The organism is Pseudarthrobacter arbutini (assembly GCF_054510915.1).
On the sequence record NZ_JBTNDQ010000010.1, the window covers coordinates 1 to 16,978 of the forward strand.

The window sequence follows — 16,978 nt, forward strand, 5'->3', positions numbered from 1 at the left end:
AAGACCCACAGCGCCGATGGTACTGCACCCGGGAGGGTGTGGGAGAGTAGGTCACCGCCGGAACATCATTAAATGGTCGAGAGCCCCCCAACCACCAGGTTGGGGGGCTCTCCCACGTTAACCACCCACACCACAAACACCCCCCCAACGCACAACCAGCCCGGCACCCCACCGAAACCGCCGCCCCCACCACACCTGCCGCCGTCGTGCACCACACAACCCGGCACCCGAAGTGACAGAGCGTCCGGCTGAACGTCGCACGAACTGAGAGAGCATCCGGCGGAACACTGCAGGAACTGCGAGAGCGTCCGCTGAGGGCGCAATTCCCCCGCAATTCCCCGGAAAACCGGTGATTTTAGTCAAAAAATGGCGGAAACACGCGGAATTTGCGGACCTCGCGGGCCCAAGCTGGTAAGTTTTCGAACAGTGGCTTGCACGCATGCCGCGTTCAGGCTCCAGAAATCGTGACCGTCCAGGAGGACATCAATGGCTAAGAACCGTAGTGAACTTGTTTCAGAGGTAGCAGGCAAGGCCGGCACCAGCCAGGCAGCCGTCAACTCCGTCCTCGATGCACTGTTCGAGGTATTCGAGACTTCCGTCGCCGCCGGCGAGAAGATCACCATCCCGGGCTGGCTCGCAGTTGAGCGCACCGACCGTGCAGCACGCACCGGCCGCAACCCGCAGACGGGCGAGACCATCCAGATCGCGGCAGGCCACAGCGTCAAGCTGACCGCCGGCTCCAAGCTGAAGGCTGCAGTCGCCAAGAAGAAGTAGTCTTCTTCAGCAACAGCAGCAAAGGAGCGGCAACCTCAGGGTTGCCGCTCCTTTGCTTTAAGCCGATTCTGCTTTAATCCGATTCGCCGCGCGGGCACCCGTAGCGGACAATGGATAGGTGCCTTCTGCAGCAAAATCCCGTCCCACAGCACCCCAGCCAGGCCCCGACAGGGGCGCCCCGGCCAGGGCTGGCGGCGTCGTGGGGATTTCCCGGCCGTGGCAGCTCGCGGGCCTTGCAGCCCTCTTCCTGGGACTGACAGCGGCACTCCTTTTCTCCGGCGCCGCCGCGGCCCGTGAGGTCTCTGACCCGGGGGCACTGGTCCGCTGGGGGCTTCCCGTCAGCAAGGCCATCCACAACGTGGCACTGGCGACGGTGATCGGCGGACTGATCTTCGCCGTCGGCATCCTCCCCAGAACTGCGGGTCCCCGGTCGCGGACCCACACCGGCGGCGCTCCGGAACATCCGGCGTTCGCCCGGGCCCTGGCCATTGCTGCCGCTGCGGGTGCTGCCTGGACGCTGTCAGCGGTGGCCGTGCTGGTCCTTACTTACTCAGACGTTGCCGGACAGGCCGTTGGCGGGGACGCGGAGTTCACCCGCGCCCTGGTGTACTTCATGACGGACATCGAGACCGGCCGGGCATGGTTGAGCGTGACCATCATCGCGGCCGTGGTGACCACGGCGCTGTTCGGTGTCAGATCCCTTGGCGGCCTTGCCCTCACGCTGATCCTGGCGCTGGCCGGGCTGGTTCCCGCCGCGCTGATCGGCCACTCCTCAAGCTCGTCGGACCATGAAGGCGCCATCAACTCCCTGGGCCTGCACCTTGTGGGCGTCAGCGCGTGGGTTGGCGGCATCGTCGTCCTGGCGCTGCTGTCCGGAATCCTGACCGGCTCGAAGCCCGGCACGGCCGCCGACATTACCGAACCGACGCTGCGGCGGTTCTCCTCCCTGGCCGGCTTTGCGTTTGTGCTCGTCTTTGCCTCCGGCGTCATCAATGCCAGCATCCGCATCACCAACTGGGGTGACCTTTTTGGTTCCCCCTACGGACAGCTGATCCTCGCGAAATCGGCAGCCACCCTGGTCCTTGGCGGCATCGGTTTGATGCACCGGCAATGGGTGATCCCCCAGCTGGGCCGCAAAGGCTTGGCCATGTCCTCACGCCGCGTGCTGTGGCAGCTGGTGCTCGTGGAGCTCCTGGTTATGGGAGCCACCTCCGGCGTCGCCGTGGCCCTGAGCCGGTCGGCCCCGCCGCAGCCCACCACGTTTGCGCCGGACGCGTCGCCGGCCTTTATCCTCACCGGCTACGAACTGCCGCCTGAACTGACGCCGGAACGCTGGCTGACGGAGTGGCGCTTTGACTGGCTCTGGGTGGCCGTGGTGCTCTTCGGGCTGGTGGCCTACTTCCTGGGCGTCGCCAAGGTGCTTGGACGCGGCGACAAGTGGCAGTGGTTCCGCGCAGTGAATTGGGTGATCGGCCTCCTGGTGCTGACCTTCATCACGTCAGGGCCGCCGTCGGTCTATGGCAGGATCCTCTTCTCCGCGCACATGGTGGACCACATGGCGCTGACCATGGTGGCACCCATCTTCCTGGTGCTCGGCGCCCCGGTGACGCTGGCCCTGCGGGCGTTGCCTGCCCGCGGCGACGGCACCCGGGGGGCGCGCGAATGGCTGCTCGTGTTTATCCACTCCAAGTTCTCCCAGCTGGTAACGCACCCCATCTTCGCGGCGGCCAATTTCGCGGGGTCCATCGTGCTGTTCTACTACTCGGACGCGTTTGGCTTCGCCATGCGGGACCACGTAGGCCACGAGCTCATGACCCTGCACTTCTCGCTCACGGGTTACATCTTCATCCTGAGCATGATCGGCACGGACCCGTTGCCCCGCCGCGCACCGTATCCCATGCGCCTGCTCCTGCTGCTGGCGACCATGGGCTTCCACGCGTTCTTCGGCGTCGCCATCATGGGCGGCACCAGCCTGCTGGCGGCCGACTACTTCGGCAACCTTGGCCGCGCCTGGGGGCCGTCGGCTCTCCTGGACCAGCAGATGGGCGGGGCCGTGGCCTGGGGCATCGGGGAAGTGCCCACCCTCCTGGTGGCACTTGGCGTGGCCATCATGTGGTCCCGGTCCGATCAACGGGAGACCAAGCGCGTGGACCGGGCGGCGGACAGGAATAACGACGCCGATCTCACTGCTTACAACGATATGTTTGCCAAATTGGCTGAACGCGATGCCAGATTGGCTGAACGCAACTCAAAGCTGGAAGGACGCTGATGAGCGAAACCGTACGCACCCAACACCGGGTCCGCGCCTCCGAACTGGTGGGCCGCAACTGGCTCAACACCGGCGGCAAGTCGCTGGACCTCGAAGCCCTGCGCGGCAAGATCGTGCTGCTCGACTTCTGGACCTTCTGCTGCATCAACTGCCTGCACGTCCTCGATGAGCTGCGCCCGCTCGAGGAACAGTACTCCGACGTCCTGGTCACCGTGGGCGTCCACTCGCCCAAGTTTGAGCACGAAGCAGATCCCGTGGCCCTGGCCGCCGCCGTGGAACGCTACGAGATCCACCACCCCGTCCTGGACGACCCCGAGCTGGAGACCTGGAAGGCGTACACGGCGCGCGCCTGGCCCACCCTGGTGGTCATCGACCCCGAGGGCTACATCGTGGCGCACCTGTCCGGCGAAGGCCACGCTGACGGCCTGGCCGTGCTCGTCCCCGAGCTGATCGCCGAGCACGAGGCCAAAGGCACACTGCACCGCGGCTCCGGCCCGTACGTGGCGCCGGAAGCGACCTCGGGCACGCTGCGCTTCCCCGGCAAGGCTCTGTTCCTGCCCGCCGGGCGCGGTTCCGCCGGACCCGGTTCAGGCGCCCAGGGTTCAGGCGTGCAGGGAGCGTCCGACGGCGGGACTCCGGCTGCCGCGGATACCGCCACCGGGGGTTCCTGGCTGGTAACCGACACGGGCCACCACCGTCTCGTGGAGCTGGGCAACGACTTCCAGACGGTGCTGCGCACCTACGGCTCCGGAACCAAGGGACACGCTGACGGCCCGGCGGCCGCCGTCGACTCCGTCCAGCCGACCGCACGGTTCAACGAGCCGCAGGGCCTCGTGCTGCTTCCGGAAGAGGTGGCAGCGAAGGCGGGCTACGACGTCGTGATTGCAGACTCCGTCAACCACCGCCTCCGGGGGCTCTCGCTCACGGACGGCAAGGCCACGACGATTGTTGGCAACGGTGTGCAGCGCCTGCTGGAAACCGGCCCCGCGCGCGTGGACGAAGACGCTGCCGGTTTCACGGGCCAGCTCAGCGAGCACCCGCTGGAAGTGTCCCTCAGCTCGCCGTGGGACGTCGTCTGGTCCACCAAGCTCAACGCGGTGGTGATCGCCATGGCCGGCACGCACCAGATCTTCAGCTTCGACCCCCTCACCGGCGCCGTGGCAATTATTGCCGGCAACGGCCTGGAGGGTTTGCTGGACGGGCCCGCCCACGAAGCCTGGTTCGCTCAGCCCTCCGGCCTGGCCGAGGACGCCGACGGCAACATCTGGGTGGCGGACTCCGAAACCTCCGCCATCCGCAAGCTGGTCATTGACGACGGCGGCACGGTCACCGTGGTGACTGCCGTGGGCAAGGGCCTGTTCGACTTCGGCTTCCGCGACGGCCCCGCCTCCGAGGCACGCCTCCAGCACCCCCTCGGCGTCACCGTCCTGCCCGACGGCTCCATTGCCATCGCCGACACCTACAACGGTGCCGTGCGGCGCTACGACCCCGCCGCCGGGACCGTGTCCACGCTGGCCCGCGGACTTTCGGAACCCTCCGACGTGATTGTGGACCACACGCACGCCGCTGGCTCCGAGCCGCTGCTGGTGGTGGTTGAGGCCAACAAGCACCAGCTGGTCTACGTGCCCATCCCCAAGGAAGCCCAGCAGGTGGACGAGGGCGCCTCGCAGACTCACCGGCCCAAGAGCCCGGTCGCCCCCGGGCTGCTCGAGCTGACCGTGCGCTTCACCGCGCCCACCGGGCAGAAGCTCGACGACCGCTGGGGCGACCCCACGCAGCTGAAGATCTCCTCCACCCCGCCGGAGCTGCTTGTGGCCGGCGGAGGAACCTCGGTGGGGCTCCTCCGCACGCTGGAACTGGCTTCCGACATTCCGGAGGGCATCCTGCACATCACCGCCCGCGCCGCGGCCTGCGACGGCCCGGAGGATGCGGACGGCGAGATCCCGGACCACGCCGCCTGCCACCTGTACCAGCAGGACTGGGGCATCCCAGTTCTCCTGACGGACGACGGCGACACCGAGTTGGTCCTGGACCTGCGCGGAATGGACTGATCACCGCCGCCGCTACGGCTTTGCGGCGCCGGCTTGCTGAGCCGGTGTGAAGAGGCTGCCTTCTGTGACTTGATGTCACGGGAGGCAGCCTTTTGCGCGCCGCGGGCTGGGATGGCCGCGGATTTCCGGGGTTAACGTCTCCGCTCGTGGCCAAAAGCGTGCTACACGAGGCCCGCCGGTAGCCGGGGCTAGCGCCTAGTAGCTCAGGAGCGGGGTGACCCTGATGGTGTCGCCGGCGACGTCCAGGCGGGTGGTGAAGCTGAAGTCCACCTCTTCGTTGAGCGGGGACCAGGCGCCCGTGAAGGAACTCTGCTGGACCGCCTCCACCTTGGCCTTCCCGTCGAGGGGAGCAACCACCCAGCGGCCGTCAAAGGGCTCGATGGATATCTCCGGGTACTCCGTGATGGTCCACTTGATGGTGCCGTCGTCCACGTTGTTGGTGCTGGCGAAGTAGAAGGGGCAGTCCGGCTGCAGCTTCTGCTGCTTCACAGCTTCGGCGGCGCAGGTGTCCAGGAACTCCTGGACCTTCGCGCCCACATCCTTCCGCAGCTGGTCGGTGGCCTCGGTCAGCAGGTTTAACGGAGCCGCCGGGACATCGCGGGATGTCACCGTGGCGCGTGTGGCGGGCGCGGCGAAGTATTCACCGTTCAGGGAGGCTTCGTATTCACCCGGATAGAACACGGCAAACGAATTTCTCCCTTGGGGCATGTTCACCGGCACGCCGTTGAGGTTGGCTTCGCTGGCATTCACCACCGTCAGGCCCACCGTGGGCAGCCGCGACGGCACAAACGCCCACGTATTAAAGAACAGCCATTCCGTGCCGGTCTTCTCCAGCAGGAACTCGGTGCGAAGCCTGCTGCCATCGATCGTGTACTGCACGGGCACCATGACCTGGTTGCCCGAGCGTTCCTCGGCTTCGCCGATGCTGACGTTCGCCAGCCGGGAAGAGGCCGTCTGCAGCGCTGTGCCGTCGAGCATGGCGGCGTTGCTGGGCGGCACAGTGGCCCGCAACAGACCCAGCGCCCTGCCGCCGTCGCCCTCGTGGAGGGCGTCGAGATACTCCCGGACAGGCTGCTGTGGACTCGCCACCGTATCGTTCACCACGTTGACCCCAACGACGGCCGCGGCCACGGCAAGCATGAGGCCAAGCAGCCACCCTGCTGCCATCCTCACCAACGCCTGACTCATCTGCACTTCACTTACGTTACCTGCAAGCCCACTGAACACAGGTGTCGCCGCCGCCCCGTGTAGCGGGGTGCGGCGGCTTTCCTGATGCCCGACGGCGGGAAGTCCAGGGCGGGACATCGTCCGGTTTTGCCTACCGGCGGCGCCGGGACGAGGTGCCGAAGACGCCGCGGAGCAGCTCCCGGCCAAGCTGCGTGCCCAGGGAACGGACCATACTCTTCAGCCCGCCGCCCAGTGCCCCGCCGAGTGCACCGGCGATGTCGCCCACCATCCCGCCGCCGGCCGGGGCCGCAGGCTCCGGTGCACGCCGCGCGGGCGCATCAGTGCCGGCACCACGATCCGGCGCGGGACGGCTGCTGGGCCGGCCCAGGATTTCCTCTTCGATCCTGCGGGCCTCGGCGTCGACGTCGGCCTGGTCCGAACCTGCCTGCCCCGGCCCTGGCTGCCCGGAAGTCCCCGGAACCGGGGGCTCGCCGGGCGCGGCTCCGCCGGTGGGCGCAGCGCCCTTGCCGGTGAGCTTCTCGTAGGCGGAGACGTTGTCCACGGCGGTCCCGTACTTTGGGAGCAACGCGGACCCGCCCACCGTGCTCTTGATGAGCTCCGCAGTGCTGGGGCCCATGACGGATTCCGGGGCGCGCAGGCGAGTGTGCGCGACCGGCGTCGGGGCGCCCTTCTCATTCATGACGGTAATGACGGCCTCGCCGATCCCCGCGGACGTGAGGGTCTCCTCGAGGTCATAATCGCTCATCGGGAACGTGGACACGGTGGCTTTCAGGGCCTTGGCGTCCTCCGGGGTGAAGGCGCGGAGGGCGTGCTGGATGCGGTTGGCCAGCTGGCCCAGGACGTCGGCCGGGACGTCCTTGGGGGTCTGGGTGACGAAGAAGATCCCCACACCCTTGGAACGGATCAGCCGGACCGTGGTGGTGATGGCGTTCAGGAAGGCCTTGGACGCGCCGTTGAACAGCAGGTGGGCCTCATCGAGGAAGAACACCAGTTTGGGCTTGTCCAGGTCGCCGGCTTCGGGGAGGTCCTCGAACAGGTCAGCCAGCAGCCACATCAGGAAGGTCGAGAACAGCATCGGCTTGGTCTGCAGCGTGGGCAGCTCCAGGCAGGTGATAACGCCGCGCCCGTCCGGGGCGGTCCGGAGCAGCTCGGCGGTGTCGAACTCAGGCTCGCCGAAGAACCGTTCCAGGCCCTGCGCTTCGAGATTCACCAGTTCGCGGAGGATGACGCCGGCGGTGGCCTTGGACAGGCCGCCCAGTTCCTCCAGCTCGTCCTTGCCCTCGTCCGAGGTGAGGAACTGGATGACCGCGCGGAGGTCCTTGAGATCGATCAGCTCAAGGTTGTTCTTGTCCGCAAAGTGGAAGACCAGCTGCAGGCTGGATTCCTGGGTGTCATTGAGCTCCATCACACGCGAGAGCAGGATGGGGCCAAACGAGGTGATGGTGGCACGGACGGGAATGCCGTTGCCGTCGCCGCCCAGGGCCAGGAACTCCACCGGGAACGTCTTGCCGGCCCAGACCTGGCCGATGCTGTCCGTGCGCGCCTTCAGCTTCTCGCTGCCGGCGGCCGCAGTGGCCAGGCCGGACAGGTCACCCTTGATGTCCGCGAGGAACACGGGAACTCCGGCCGCGGACAGCTGCTCGGCCATCATGTGCAGCGTGACGGTCTTGCCGGTGCCGGTGGCGCCTGCTACGAGGCCGTGCCTGTTCATCATGGCCAGCGGCAGGCGGACCTGGGCTTCCTTGTGGAGTTCGCCGTCCACAATGGCGGCACCCAACTCGATGGTGGCACCCTCCAGGGTGTAGCCCTTCTGGATGGTGGCGAGCTTTTCTGCAGTGGTTTTGTTGGCCATGCCGCTAGCTTAGCGGGGCCGCCGGGAGACTCTTGGTGAACGCGAGCGACCTGATGATCTCCGGATCCTGGTCCAGGTCGAACTGCGGCTCATAACCCGAGGTGAGGTACAGGTGCTTGGCTTCAGGCTGGCGCGGACCGGTGGTCAGGAAGACTCGACGATAGCCCCGGCGGGCCGCCAGCGCCTCCAGCTCCGCGAGGACGAAACGGGCGAGCCCGCGGCGGCGGTGCGCCGAGTGGGTCCAGATCCGCTTGAACTCCGCCGTCTCGTTGTCGTACCGGCGGAACGCGCCGCCGGCTATGGACCCGCCGTTTTCCTGGACCACCAGCAGCGCGCCGCCCGGTCCCTTGAATTCCGACGCCGGGTAGCGGTTGAGTTCGTCGGCCGCGGCTCCGCGGCCAAAGAGGTCACCGTAGCGGGAATCGTATTCCACGGCCAGCTCATCCAGGAGCGGGCGGACCCGCGGATCGTGCATGGGTAGGTTCAGGACGGTGAGTTCGGACCTGTTTAGTGCGGACCTGTTCAGTGCCGCCGGGTTCAGTGGCGCCTGTGTGAGGGCGTCCGGGGTCAGTGGCGCCGGGTTGGCGGGGATGCTGGTTTTCACGTTCATTGTTCAGGCTCTTCCGACGGCGGCGGGTTCGGCAGGTGCGGCTTGGCCGGCCGTGCGGGACGAGGCCAGCTCTGCCGCGACGCCGAGGACACTTCTGGCCAGGGCGTCGTTCTCGCGGAACGGGGCGGCGTTGGTGCCGGGTCTGGCGAAGGCGCCGGCGCCCCAGCCGGACGTTCCCGGCCCCACGCCGAAGAGCCGCCCGCCTGCCCGGCCGTGCCCGTCCAGCAGTTCGTGCCGGTCCGAGACGAGCAGCTTTCCGGTGGAGTGGATGCCGTCCGCCGTGAGCAGCTGCTGTTCGCTTCCCAGCCCGGACAAATGGAGCGACGCCAATATCGGGTTGAGCGACCGGGCCACGGATGTCGCCGGCAGCCGCGCTTCGATGAACGCTGCGGTCCGGACGGCAAATCCTGCCTGCGGGGACGTAGCCACAAACTCGCCGGTGGACTCATCCGCCATGACGCTAAGGCCCGGGCCAAGGAACCGCAGCAGCCCGGCCCGGTGCAGGGCCAGCATCTCGCGCAGCCGGCGCGGGGGCGGCCCGGAGTCCACGAAACTGAAGAATCCATGCCACCAGCCGTGGACGGTCTGCTGGGACCGGGCGTTGAGCCGCTCAGCGGGAACCAGCCGGCCCAGGTCCATGTACACCTTCAGCAGCGCCACAAAGAGTGCCAGCGTCTCCGGATGGTCCGGGCTGTCGCGGAGGGCGAGATCCTGCTCGATGTACCGGGCCACGGCCTCCTGGACGTCGGCGGATCCGCTAAACAACGCCCCGGCGAACGGCCGGTCCAGGGCCTCGAGGTCCAGGCGCAGGGCGGGGTCCGGGACGGAGGATGCCACCAGCTCCTCCCGTCCAGTGCTGTACCAGTCCAGCTCGGCGAAGCGGGCCGAAAACTCCGGCCAGCCGGCGCTCACGCGGTCCGGGCTGCCGGTGAACAGCTCCCGGTAGTACCTGTAGCCGGCTTCCTTGGCGATGAGGGGCCACAGGTGGTCCTGGAAATCGAGCTCGGCGTGCTGCTCCAGCAGTGCGTCCACGGCTGCGGCGGTGAAGAAGCGCAGGCTGCCGGGAGCCTCGCCGCGCAGGGCCGCGGAAAGCTTGGAGTGGTAGGGCACCCCGCGCCGCGACCCGGCCCACAGCCGCGGCTCCCTGCCGGACGCCCGGTACCGCAGGCCGCCGTCGGGTGTTTCCTCGAACCGGCCGCCGCGCCCTTCCATCAGCAGCACCATCAGGTCCACAAACGCCAGGCCCATCCCGGCCACAATGACGTCCTGGCCCGGGACGAGGGCTGAATAGTCGACGTCGGTGGTGTAGCTGGGTGCCGCATGGAAGGCGCCGTGCCGGGCGGCGAAGCCGGACCAGCCGGCGGAGGCGGCGTCCGGCTGTGAATCCGTGTGGCCGAGTGCGGTGACCACGACGTCGGCCCGCAACGTCCCGCCGTTGGCCAGCCGCACGAGGTGCGTGCCGGCGTCGTCCGCGGTTGTGGAGGAGAAGTCACCGGCACGCTCAACTGCCACTGCGGTGGTGCGGTGGACGGTGACCGTCCCGCCGAGTTTCGCAGCTGCCCGGCGGAAGAACCATTCCAGGTACTGGCTGTGGAGTTGGCGGGTGGGGAAGGTGGCGCCCGTCAGTGCACGCAACTGCTCACGGATGGCAACGGGAAAATCCGGCACGTCCGTGATGGAACCGTCGAGGACGCCGGCGGCCCATCCGGCGAGCCCGGGCCCGTCGGCGGCGGGGCCCTCGCATGCCACGGAGGAATCGGTGAACATGGTGACATCCGCGGCGGCCGAGTTGAGCATGAGGCCGGGGTGCTGGTCGTAGCGCCAGATCCGCCCCGAACCCGGCTCATACGGTTCCACCACGTGGAGGTCCAGCGGGCCGGGGAAGAGCTCGTCCCGGTTGGCGGCCAGCCGCTCCAGCACCCCTGCCGCCCGCGGACCGCCGCCGATGAAGACAACCGAGGGGGCGTTCGCTGGCATGGTGGCTCCTGATCGGGTCGGTGCGGGCGGTGTGGCGGGAATGGGACGGTGTGGGCGGGGCCGCCCGGACGGGTGGCTGAGTGCCCATGCTAGGCAGCGTTGACGGCGGCGGTCGACGGGCCGGTAATGCCCGTTAACTCCGCGTCACAGCAGGTCAAGAGACGCAAGAAACCGACGCATGACGCTGTGCGAAGCCGGGTGAAGTTATGCAACCTGCTGCCTTGCTGCCCCTTTCCTGACCGCCCTAGATTGGCAGCCAGCAGCCCGGAGCAACCCGTTCCGGCACCGAAAATCCCGACGCATCAGAAGCGAGGTGGCGCATGAGTTCAGCAGCAACCGACGTGGCCCAGCCGGCAGAGTCAGCACAGTCAGCAAAAGCACGGCAGGCCGCCGAGCCGGCGCCCACCGCGGCGGCCACCGACTACTCCGGGTTCCCCCTGGTGGCCGCGAAGCATCCGTGGCGCTGGGTGGGAACGGCAGCGGTAGCCCTCGCCATTGTTGCCGTCGCGTGGTCGCTGGCCACCAACCCGCGCTGGGAGTGGGGCGTAGTGGCGCAGTGGTTCACCGCCCAGTCCGTAGTGAACGGGCTTCTGGAGACGCTCAAGCTGACGGCCATTTCCGGCCTGCTGGGGTTTGTCCTGGGCTTCATCCTCGGGCTGATGCGGCTGTCCGCCTCGCCGCTGCTGGTCTCCGTTTCCTGGACGTTCTCCTGGATCTTCCGCTCCACCCCGCTGCTGGTGCAGATGCTGCTCTGGTACAACCTGGGCTATCTGTACGAGAAGATCAGCCTGGGGATCCCGTTCACGGATGTCCGCTTCTTCGAGGTGCAGACCACCACACTGATCAGCCAGTTTGCGGCAGCAGTGTTGGGGCTGACCCTGAACCAGGCCGCCTACTCGGCGGAAATCATCCGCGGCGGCATCCTGTCCGTGGACCAGGGGCAGCTCGAAGCCGCAGCCGCGCTGGGCATTCCCGCCTGGCGCCGGTCCACCCGTATCGTCCTGCCGCAGGCCATGCGGGCCATCCTGCCCACGGCGTTCAACGAGATCATCGGCCTGGTCAAGGGCACCTCCATCGTCTACGTCCTGGCCTATTCTGAGCTGTTCTACACCGTGCAGGTCATCTACAACCGCACCCAGCAGGTCCTGCCGCTGCTCCTGGTGGCCACGCTCTGGTACGTGGTGATCACCTCCGTCCTCAGCGTCTTCCAGTACTACATCGAACGGCACTACTCCAAGGGCGCCGTCCGGACCCTGCCGCTGACGCCGCTCCAGAAGGCCCGCAAATTCTTCGCCACCCACGCCGTGGCACCCAACCGTGCAAGGAGCCCCCGTTGAGCACCGCTACTGCCACCCGCGGCCTCGTGGAAATCACCAAAGTCCGGAAGTCCTTCGGCGCCACCGATGTCCTCAAGGGCATCACCCTGACCGTTGAACCCGGGGGCGTGGCCGTGATCGTTGGCCCGTCCGGCTCCGGCAAATCCACCCTGCTGCGCACCATCAACCACCTGGAAAAGGTGGACGGCGGCCACATCGCCATCGACGGAAAACTGGTGGGCTATGAGGTCCGCGGCAGGCGGCTGCACGAGCTTCGCGAGAAGGCGATCCTGAAGCAGCGCACCGAAATCGGCATGGTGTTCCAGAACTTCAACCTCTTCCCGCACCTCACCGCGCTGGAGAACGTGGCCGAAGCGCCCGTCGTCGCGCAGGGCCGGTCCAAGGAGGAAGCCCGCCGCCGCGGCCTGGAACTCCTGGACCGCGTTGGCCTCAAAGACCGAGCCGGCGCGTACCCCCGGCAGCTGTCGGGCGGCCAGCAGCAACGCGTGGCCATTGCCCGTGCACTGGCGCTGAACCCGAAAATCCTGCTGTTCGACGAGCCCACCTCCGCCCTGGACCCCGAGCTGGTGAACGAGGTCCTCGACGTCATCCGCGAACTCGCGAAGTCCGGCACCACCCTGATCATCGTCACCCACGAGATGGGGTTCGCCCGCGACGTGGCGGACACCGTGGTGTTTATGGACGAGGGCCAGATCGTGGAACAGGGCAGCGCGGAACAGATCTTCACCAACCCGCAGGAACCACGCACCCGGAGCTTCCTCTCCAAAGTGCTCGAACCGGCCTTCAACATCTAAAGGAACTTCCCATGGCTTTCTTCACAGACCTTAACCGCCGCGGTGGCCGGGTGCGCTCCCTGGTGGCCCTGCCCGCCGTCGTACTTCTTGGCACCGCAGCGCTGTCCGCCTGCTCAGATCCCGGCGCCGCAGCTTCCGGTGCGACTGATGCGTCGACGACGGCGGCCCGCAACGGTGTTGTGTACAACACCTCCCCGGACCAGCAGCGGGTCCGGGCAGAGAAGGATGCGGCGCTCGCCGCGCAGGTGCCGGAGCTGATCGGCAAGGACGGCAAGCTGACCGTGGCCACCACGGCGGGCTCCATCCCTCTGTCCTTCCACGCCACGGACGACAAAACGGCCATCGGCTCGGAGCTGGACATCGCCCAGCTGGTGGCGGACAAGCTGGGGCTGGAACTCGACATCCAGGTGACGTCCTGGGAAAACTGGCCGCTGAAGACCCAGTCCGGGGACTTCGAGGCCGTGTTCTCCAACGTGGGCGTCAACAAGGACCGGGTGAAGCTGTTCGACTTCGCCACGTACCGCGCGGCGTTTATGGGATTCGAGGCCAAGAAGTCCGCCACCTACAACATCAAGGGCGCGGATGACATCTCCGGCCTGAGGATTTCCGTGGGCTCGGGCACCAACCAGGAAAAGATCCTGCTGGCGTGGAATGCCGAGCTGGAAGGCAAGGGCAAGGCGCCGGCCGTCCTGCAGTACTACTCCTCGGACGCGGACACCATCCTGGCGCTCTCCTCCGGCCGGACCGACCTGAACATCGCCCCGTACCCGTCCACGGCGTACCGCGAGAACACCCGCGACGACCTGAAGATCGTGGGCAAGGTCAACGCCGGCTGGCCCTCCGAAACGCTGGTGGCCGCCACCACACTCAAGGGCAACGGCCTCGCGCCCGTGCTCTCGGAGGCGCTGAACTCCGCCATCAAGGACGGCTCGTACGCCGAAGTCCTGGAACGCTGGGGGCTCTCCGAGGAGGCCCTGCCGGAATCCAAGACCGTGAACGAGGCCAACTTCGGGACTGCGCAGGCCGGAGCAACCCAGACCGGAGCAGCCAAGTGAAGTTCCAGGTCCTGGACATCATCCCGCACCTCGAGAATCCCCTGACCGGTGAGATTGTCTCCACGGCGGACCGGCTCAACCAGGTGGTGGAAACCGCGCGCCGGGCGGAACAGCTTGGCTTCGACAGCTTCTCGGTGGGGGAGCGGCACGCCGGTGAGTTCATTTCCTCATCGCCCACCACGGTCCTGGCGGCCATCGCCGCGGTCACTGACCGGATCCGGCTGCAGAGCGGCGTCACCGTGCTCGCCGTGCTGGATCCCGTGCGGGTGGCCGAGGACTATGCGACGATCGACCAGTTGAGCCGCGGCCGGCTGGAACTGGTGATCGGCAAGGGCAACGAAGTCCTGCAGTACCCGCTCTTTGGCCTGGACCTCGCGGACCAGTGGGACCTGTTGGCCGAGAAGTACGGGCTGCTGCGGCTCTGGCGCGAGGAAGGCGTTACCTGGTCCGGCCGCTTCCGTGCGGCGCTGACGGAACCGACCACCACCACGCCGCGTCCGTTCGCGGGCCCGCCCCGGATTTGGCACGGGTCTGCTACAACCCTGACGTCCGCCGCGCTGGCCGCGAAGTGGGGCGACCTGCTCTTCACCGCCAACGCCATCCAGCCCCGGGAAAACTACCAGGTGCTGATCGATCACTACCGTGCAGAGTACGAGCGTTATGGCCACGACCGAAGCGGCAGTACCTGGGTTCGGGCAGCGGCGCCGGCGGGGTCTTCATCGCGGACACCACCCAGGAAGCCGTCCGCCAGTTTGGCCCGGTCTATGAGGCATTGACCGCCAACCGCAACGTCCCCGGCAACAACTCGCCCTTCCGCGATATCCAGCACGCCGTCGCCGAGGGCCCGGCCCTCGTGGGCAGCCCGGAACAGGTGATCGACAAGATCCTCAGCTACCACTCGCACTACGGCCACGACCTGCAGTCCATCTCGCTTCCCACCACGCTGCCGTTCGGACAGCAGTTGGACATCCTCGAACGGTTCGCTCTCGAAATCATCCCCGCCGTCCGGGCAGCCGCCCCCACCACCCTGTGGGAGACCGAGGACCCCTACGGCAGCCGACTCGAATCCGCCGCCCTCAACGCCAAAAGGAGCAGTCATGCCTACGCACACTGACACTCACATCGACACTGACACCGCCCCCTCCACCGCCCCCTCCACCGCCGCCTTCACCACCGCCTGGCAGGAGTGGCACGCCGCCCACGAGCGGCACCGCGCCGATCCGCACGGCTTCCTGGCCGTCACCCACCTGCACTGGCTGGGCAGGTCAGCGGCCCGTCTTGAGGGTGTGCCGGGAACCTGGAGTGTTAAGGACGACGCCGTCACGGTGGTTCTGTCGGCCGGCGAAAGCCTGCGCCGGGACGGCCAGGAGCTGAACCCGGGCGGCGCCGGCGGTACCGTCTCTTTCGAGTCCATCGCCGAACGGGAGGGAATCAACCTCACGTCCGGGGAGACCGTCGTCGAACTGGCCAAGCGCGGCGGAGAGTACATAGTCCGCCCTCGTCACCCTGAAAACGCGCTGCTGACCGGTTACACCGGGACGCCCGCCTACGAACCTGACCTAGCCTTCGAAGTCACCGGTACGTTCGTACCGTTCGACGAGCCGCGCGCCACCACAGTGGGTGCCGCCGTCGAAGGCATCCAGCACGTTTACGAGGCGCCGGGCGAGATCCGCTTCCGCCTCGACGGCCAGGACCTCACCCTCACGGCCTTCAACGGCCACGCGCAGGGCGCCCTCTCTGTGCTGTTCACGGATGCAACGTCAGGCAGGACCACCTACGCCGCCAACCGCTCCCTCGCCGTCGCGGCGCCGGGCCCGGACGGGTCTGTGCAACTTGATTTCAACCGCGCGGTGAACCTGCCCTGCGCCTACACCGACCTGGCCACCTGCCCACTGCCGCCAGCTGAGAACCGGCTGAGCGTGGCCATCGAAGCCGGCGAGCAGATCCCCCACGAACGTCAGGACGAGCAGTGAGCACAACGGAAGAGCACGCCACCGAAGCGGGACACGCCGGATTCCTGGCGATCGAACTTGACGGAGCAGGGTGGGATGGCGGGGACTTCGCGAGCCTCGCCGAAGCCGTCCTCGCCGCTGAATCCGCGGGTTTCCACGCTGCCACCTTCACCGACGCGCCCGTTGCGGGGCGGACCAACGCCCTGCAGCGCGCCGCCTACGCCGGGCCGGTAACCCGGAGCATCGCCCTGGTTCCCGAAGTGGACACCGTACACACCGAACCGTTCCACGTCTCTACCCAGCTCGCGAGCCTGGACTACGTCTCCGGCGGCCGTGCCGGGTGGATCGCAACCGCAGCGGAATCACCGGAGGCGGCAGCCGCCGTCGGGCGCAGCAACGTCACCGGCGCCGCGCTTGCACAGGAAGCGGCCGCTTCGATTGAGGTTTCCCGCCGGCTGTGGGACTCCTGGGAGGACGGCGCCGTCATCCGCGACGTCGCCACGGGACGGTACATCGACGTGGACAAGCTGCACCATGCGGACTTTGAAACACCGGCGGATTTTGCCGGCGCCGGCTACTCGGTCAAGGGCCCGTCCATCATTCCCCGGCCGTTGCAGGGGCAGTTGCCGGTGCTGGCTGCCGCGTCGCTGGTGGGCGAGGGGCAGGTTCCGGCGGACGCCGTTGATGCCGTGCTCGTCACCGCACCGACGCCCGAACTGCTCGCCGCCGAAATCAGGGATGTTCGAAGCCGGCTGGGAGCGCCGGTGGCGGTCATTGCCGAGCTCGACGTGGTCCTGGACTCGCGCGGGCTGGCCGCCGCCGATCGCTCGGCCCGCTTCGACAGTGGCCGCGCACGTTACGCCGGCACTGCTGCCGGTCTGGCGGACCTCCTTGAGTCCCTCCTGGTGGAGGCCGACGGCGTCCGCCTCCACCCGGCGTCGCTCGCCCTGGAACTGGACGAACTTTCACGGCTGGTCCTGCCCGAACTACGGCGCCGCGGCGCCTTGCGTGCCCCGGTCCCTGGCGGCACTTTCCGGGACCTGCTGGGACTTAAGCGCCCGGCCAGCCGCTACGCAGACTCATCCGCGGCCACTGCCGCCGGAAACTAAGGGGAAGACC

At 67.6% G+C, this 16,978-nt stretch carries 12 protein-coding genes and 1 pseudogene; 9 read left to right on the top strand and 4 right to left on the bottom strand.

Annotation, left to right across the window (positions count from 1 at the left end; genetic code table 11):
- Positions 1-486 precede the first annotated feature (486 nt).
- From ACX80V_RS12425 to ACX80V_RS12435, 3 genes are all read left to right on the top strand, one after another.
- Positions 487-774, top strand: a complete 288-nt coding sequence (locus ACX80V_RS12425) for an HU family DNA-binding protein (protein WP_056341443.1) — start codon at positions 487-489, stop codon at positions 772-774.
- Between the two features lie 118 nt (positions 775-892).
- A complete protein-coding gene (locus tag ACX80V_RS12430) occupies positions 893-3,043 on the top strand; it encodes a bifunctional copper resistance protein CopD/cytochrome c oxidase assembly protein (protein ID WP_485843391.1) in 2,151 nt (716 codons plus the stop codon).
- Positions 3,043-5,094 (top strand): NHL domain-containing thioredoxin family protein, encoded by a 2,052-nt coding sequence (locus tag ACX80V_RS12435; protein ID WP_485843392.1) that lies wholly within the window; start codon positions 3,043-3,045, stop codon positions 5,092-5,094. Before ACX80V_RS12430 ends, ACX80V_RS12435 begins: the two co-directional genes overlap by 1 nt.
- 195 nt (positions 5,095-5,289) lie before the next feature.
- Here ACX80V_RS12435 and ACX80V_RS12440 read toward each other — a convergent pair whose 3' ends face one another.
- From ACX80V_RS12440 to ACX80V_RS12455, 4 genes are all read right to left on the bottom strand, one after another.
- Positions 5,290-6,282, bottom strand: a complete 993-nt coding sequence (locus tag ACX80V_RS12440) for a hypothetical protein (RefSeq protein WP_485843548.1) — start codon at positions 6,280-6,282, stop codon at positions 5,290-5,292.
- Between the two features lie 130 nt (positions 6,283-6,412).
- Positions 6,413-8,134, bottom strand: coding sequence for a helicase HerA-like domain-containing protein (locus ACX80V_RS12445; RefSeq protein WP_485843393.1), 1,722 nt, complete (start codon positions 8,132-8,134; stop codon positions 6,413-6,415).
- Between the two features lie 4 nt (positions 8,135-8,138).
- Positions 8,139-8,609 (bottom strand): GNAT family N-acetyltransferase, encoded by a 471-nt coding sequence (locus ACX80V_RS12450; protein WP_485843549.1) that lies wholly within the window; start codon positions 8,607-8,609, stop codon positions 8,139-8,141.
- Between the two features lie 138 nt (positions 8,610-8,747).
- Complete coding sequence (locus ACX80V_RS12455; protein WP_485843394.1) at positions 8,748-10,721, bottom strand: FAD/NAD(P)-binding protein; 1,974 nt, start codon at positions 10,719-10,721, stop codon at positions 8,748-8,750.
- 320 nt (positions 10,722-11,041) lie between these two features.
- Here ACX80V_RS12455 and ACX80V_RS12460 point away from each other — a divergent pair, with 320 nt between their 5' ends.
- The 6 genes and pseudogenes from ACX80V_RS12460 to ACX80V_RS12485 all read left to right on the top strand — a co-directional run bounded on the left by ACX80V_RS12460 (position 11,042) and on the right by ACX80V_RS12485 (position 16,968).
- Positions 11,042-12,058 (top strand): amino acid ABC transporter permease, encoded by a 1,017-nt coding sequence (locus ACX80V_RS12460; protein ID WP_485843395.1) that lies wholly within the window; start codon positions 11,042-11,044, stop codon positions 12,056-12,058.
- Positions 12,055-12,852, top strand: a complete 798-nt coding sequence (locus ACX80V_RS12465) for an amino acid ABC transporter ATP-binding protein (protein WP_485843396.1) — start codon at positions 12,055-12,057, stop codon at positions 12,850-12,852. The genes ACX80V_RS12460 and ACX80V_RS12465 overlap by 4 nt, the downstream gene beginning before the upstream one ends.
- Positions 12,853-12,863: 11 nt before the next feature.
- Positions 12,864-13,907 carry a transporter substrate-binding domain-containing protein gene (locus tag ACX80V_RS12470; RefSeq protein WP_485843397.1) on the top strand — a complete coding sequence of 348 codons (1,044 nt, stop codon included), beginning with the start codon at positions 12,864-12,866 and terminating at the stop codon, positions 13,905-13,907.
- Positions 13,904-15,021 (top strand): annotated as a pseudogene (locus tag ACX80V_RS12475) (LLM class flavin-dependent oxidoreductase). The gene ACX80V_RS12470 and the pseudogene ACX80V_RS12475 overlap by 4 nt, the downstream one beginning before the upstream one ends.
- Positions 15,005-15,880, top strand: coding sequence for a DUF1684 domain-containing protein (locus ACX80V_RS12480; RefSeq protein WP_485843398.1), 876 nt, complete (start codon positions 15,005-15,007; stop codon positions 15,878-15,880). Before ACX80V_RS12475 ends, ACX80V_RS12480 begins: the two are co-directional and overlap by 17 nt.
- Entirely contained in the window at positions 15,877-16,968 is a 1,092-nt protein-coding gene (locus ACX80V_RS12485) for an LLM class flavin-dependent oxidoreductase (protein ID WP_485843399.1), read from the top strand. Before ACX80V_RS12480 ends, ACX80V_RS12485 begins: the two co-directional genes overlap by 4 nt.
- The last annotated feature ends 10 nt before the right edge of the window (positions 16,969-16,978 follow it).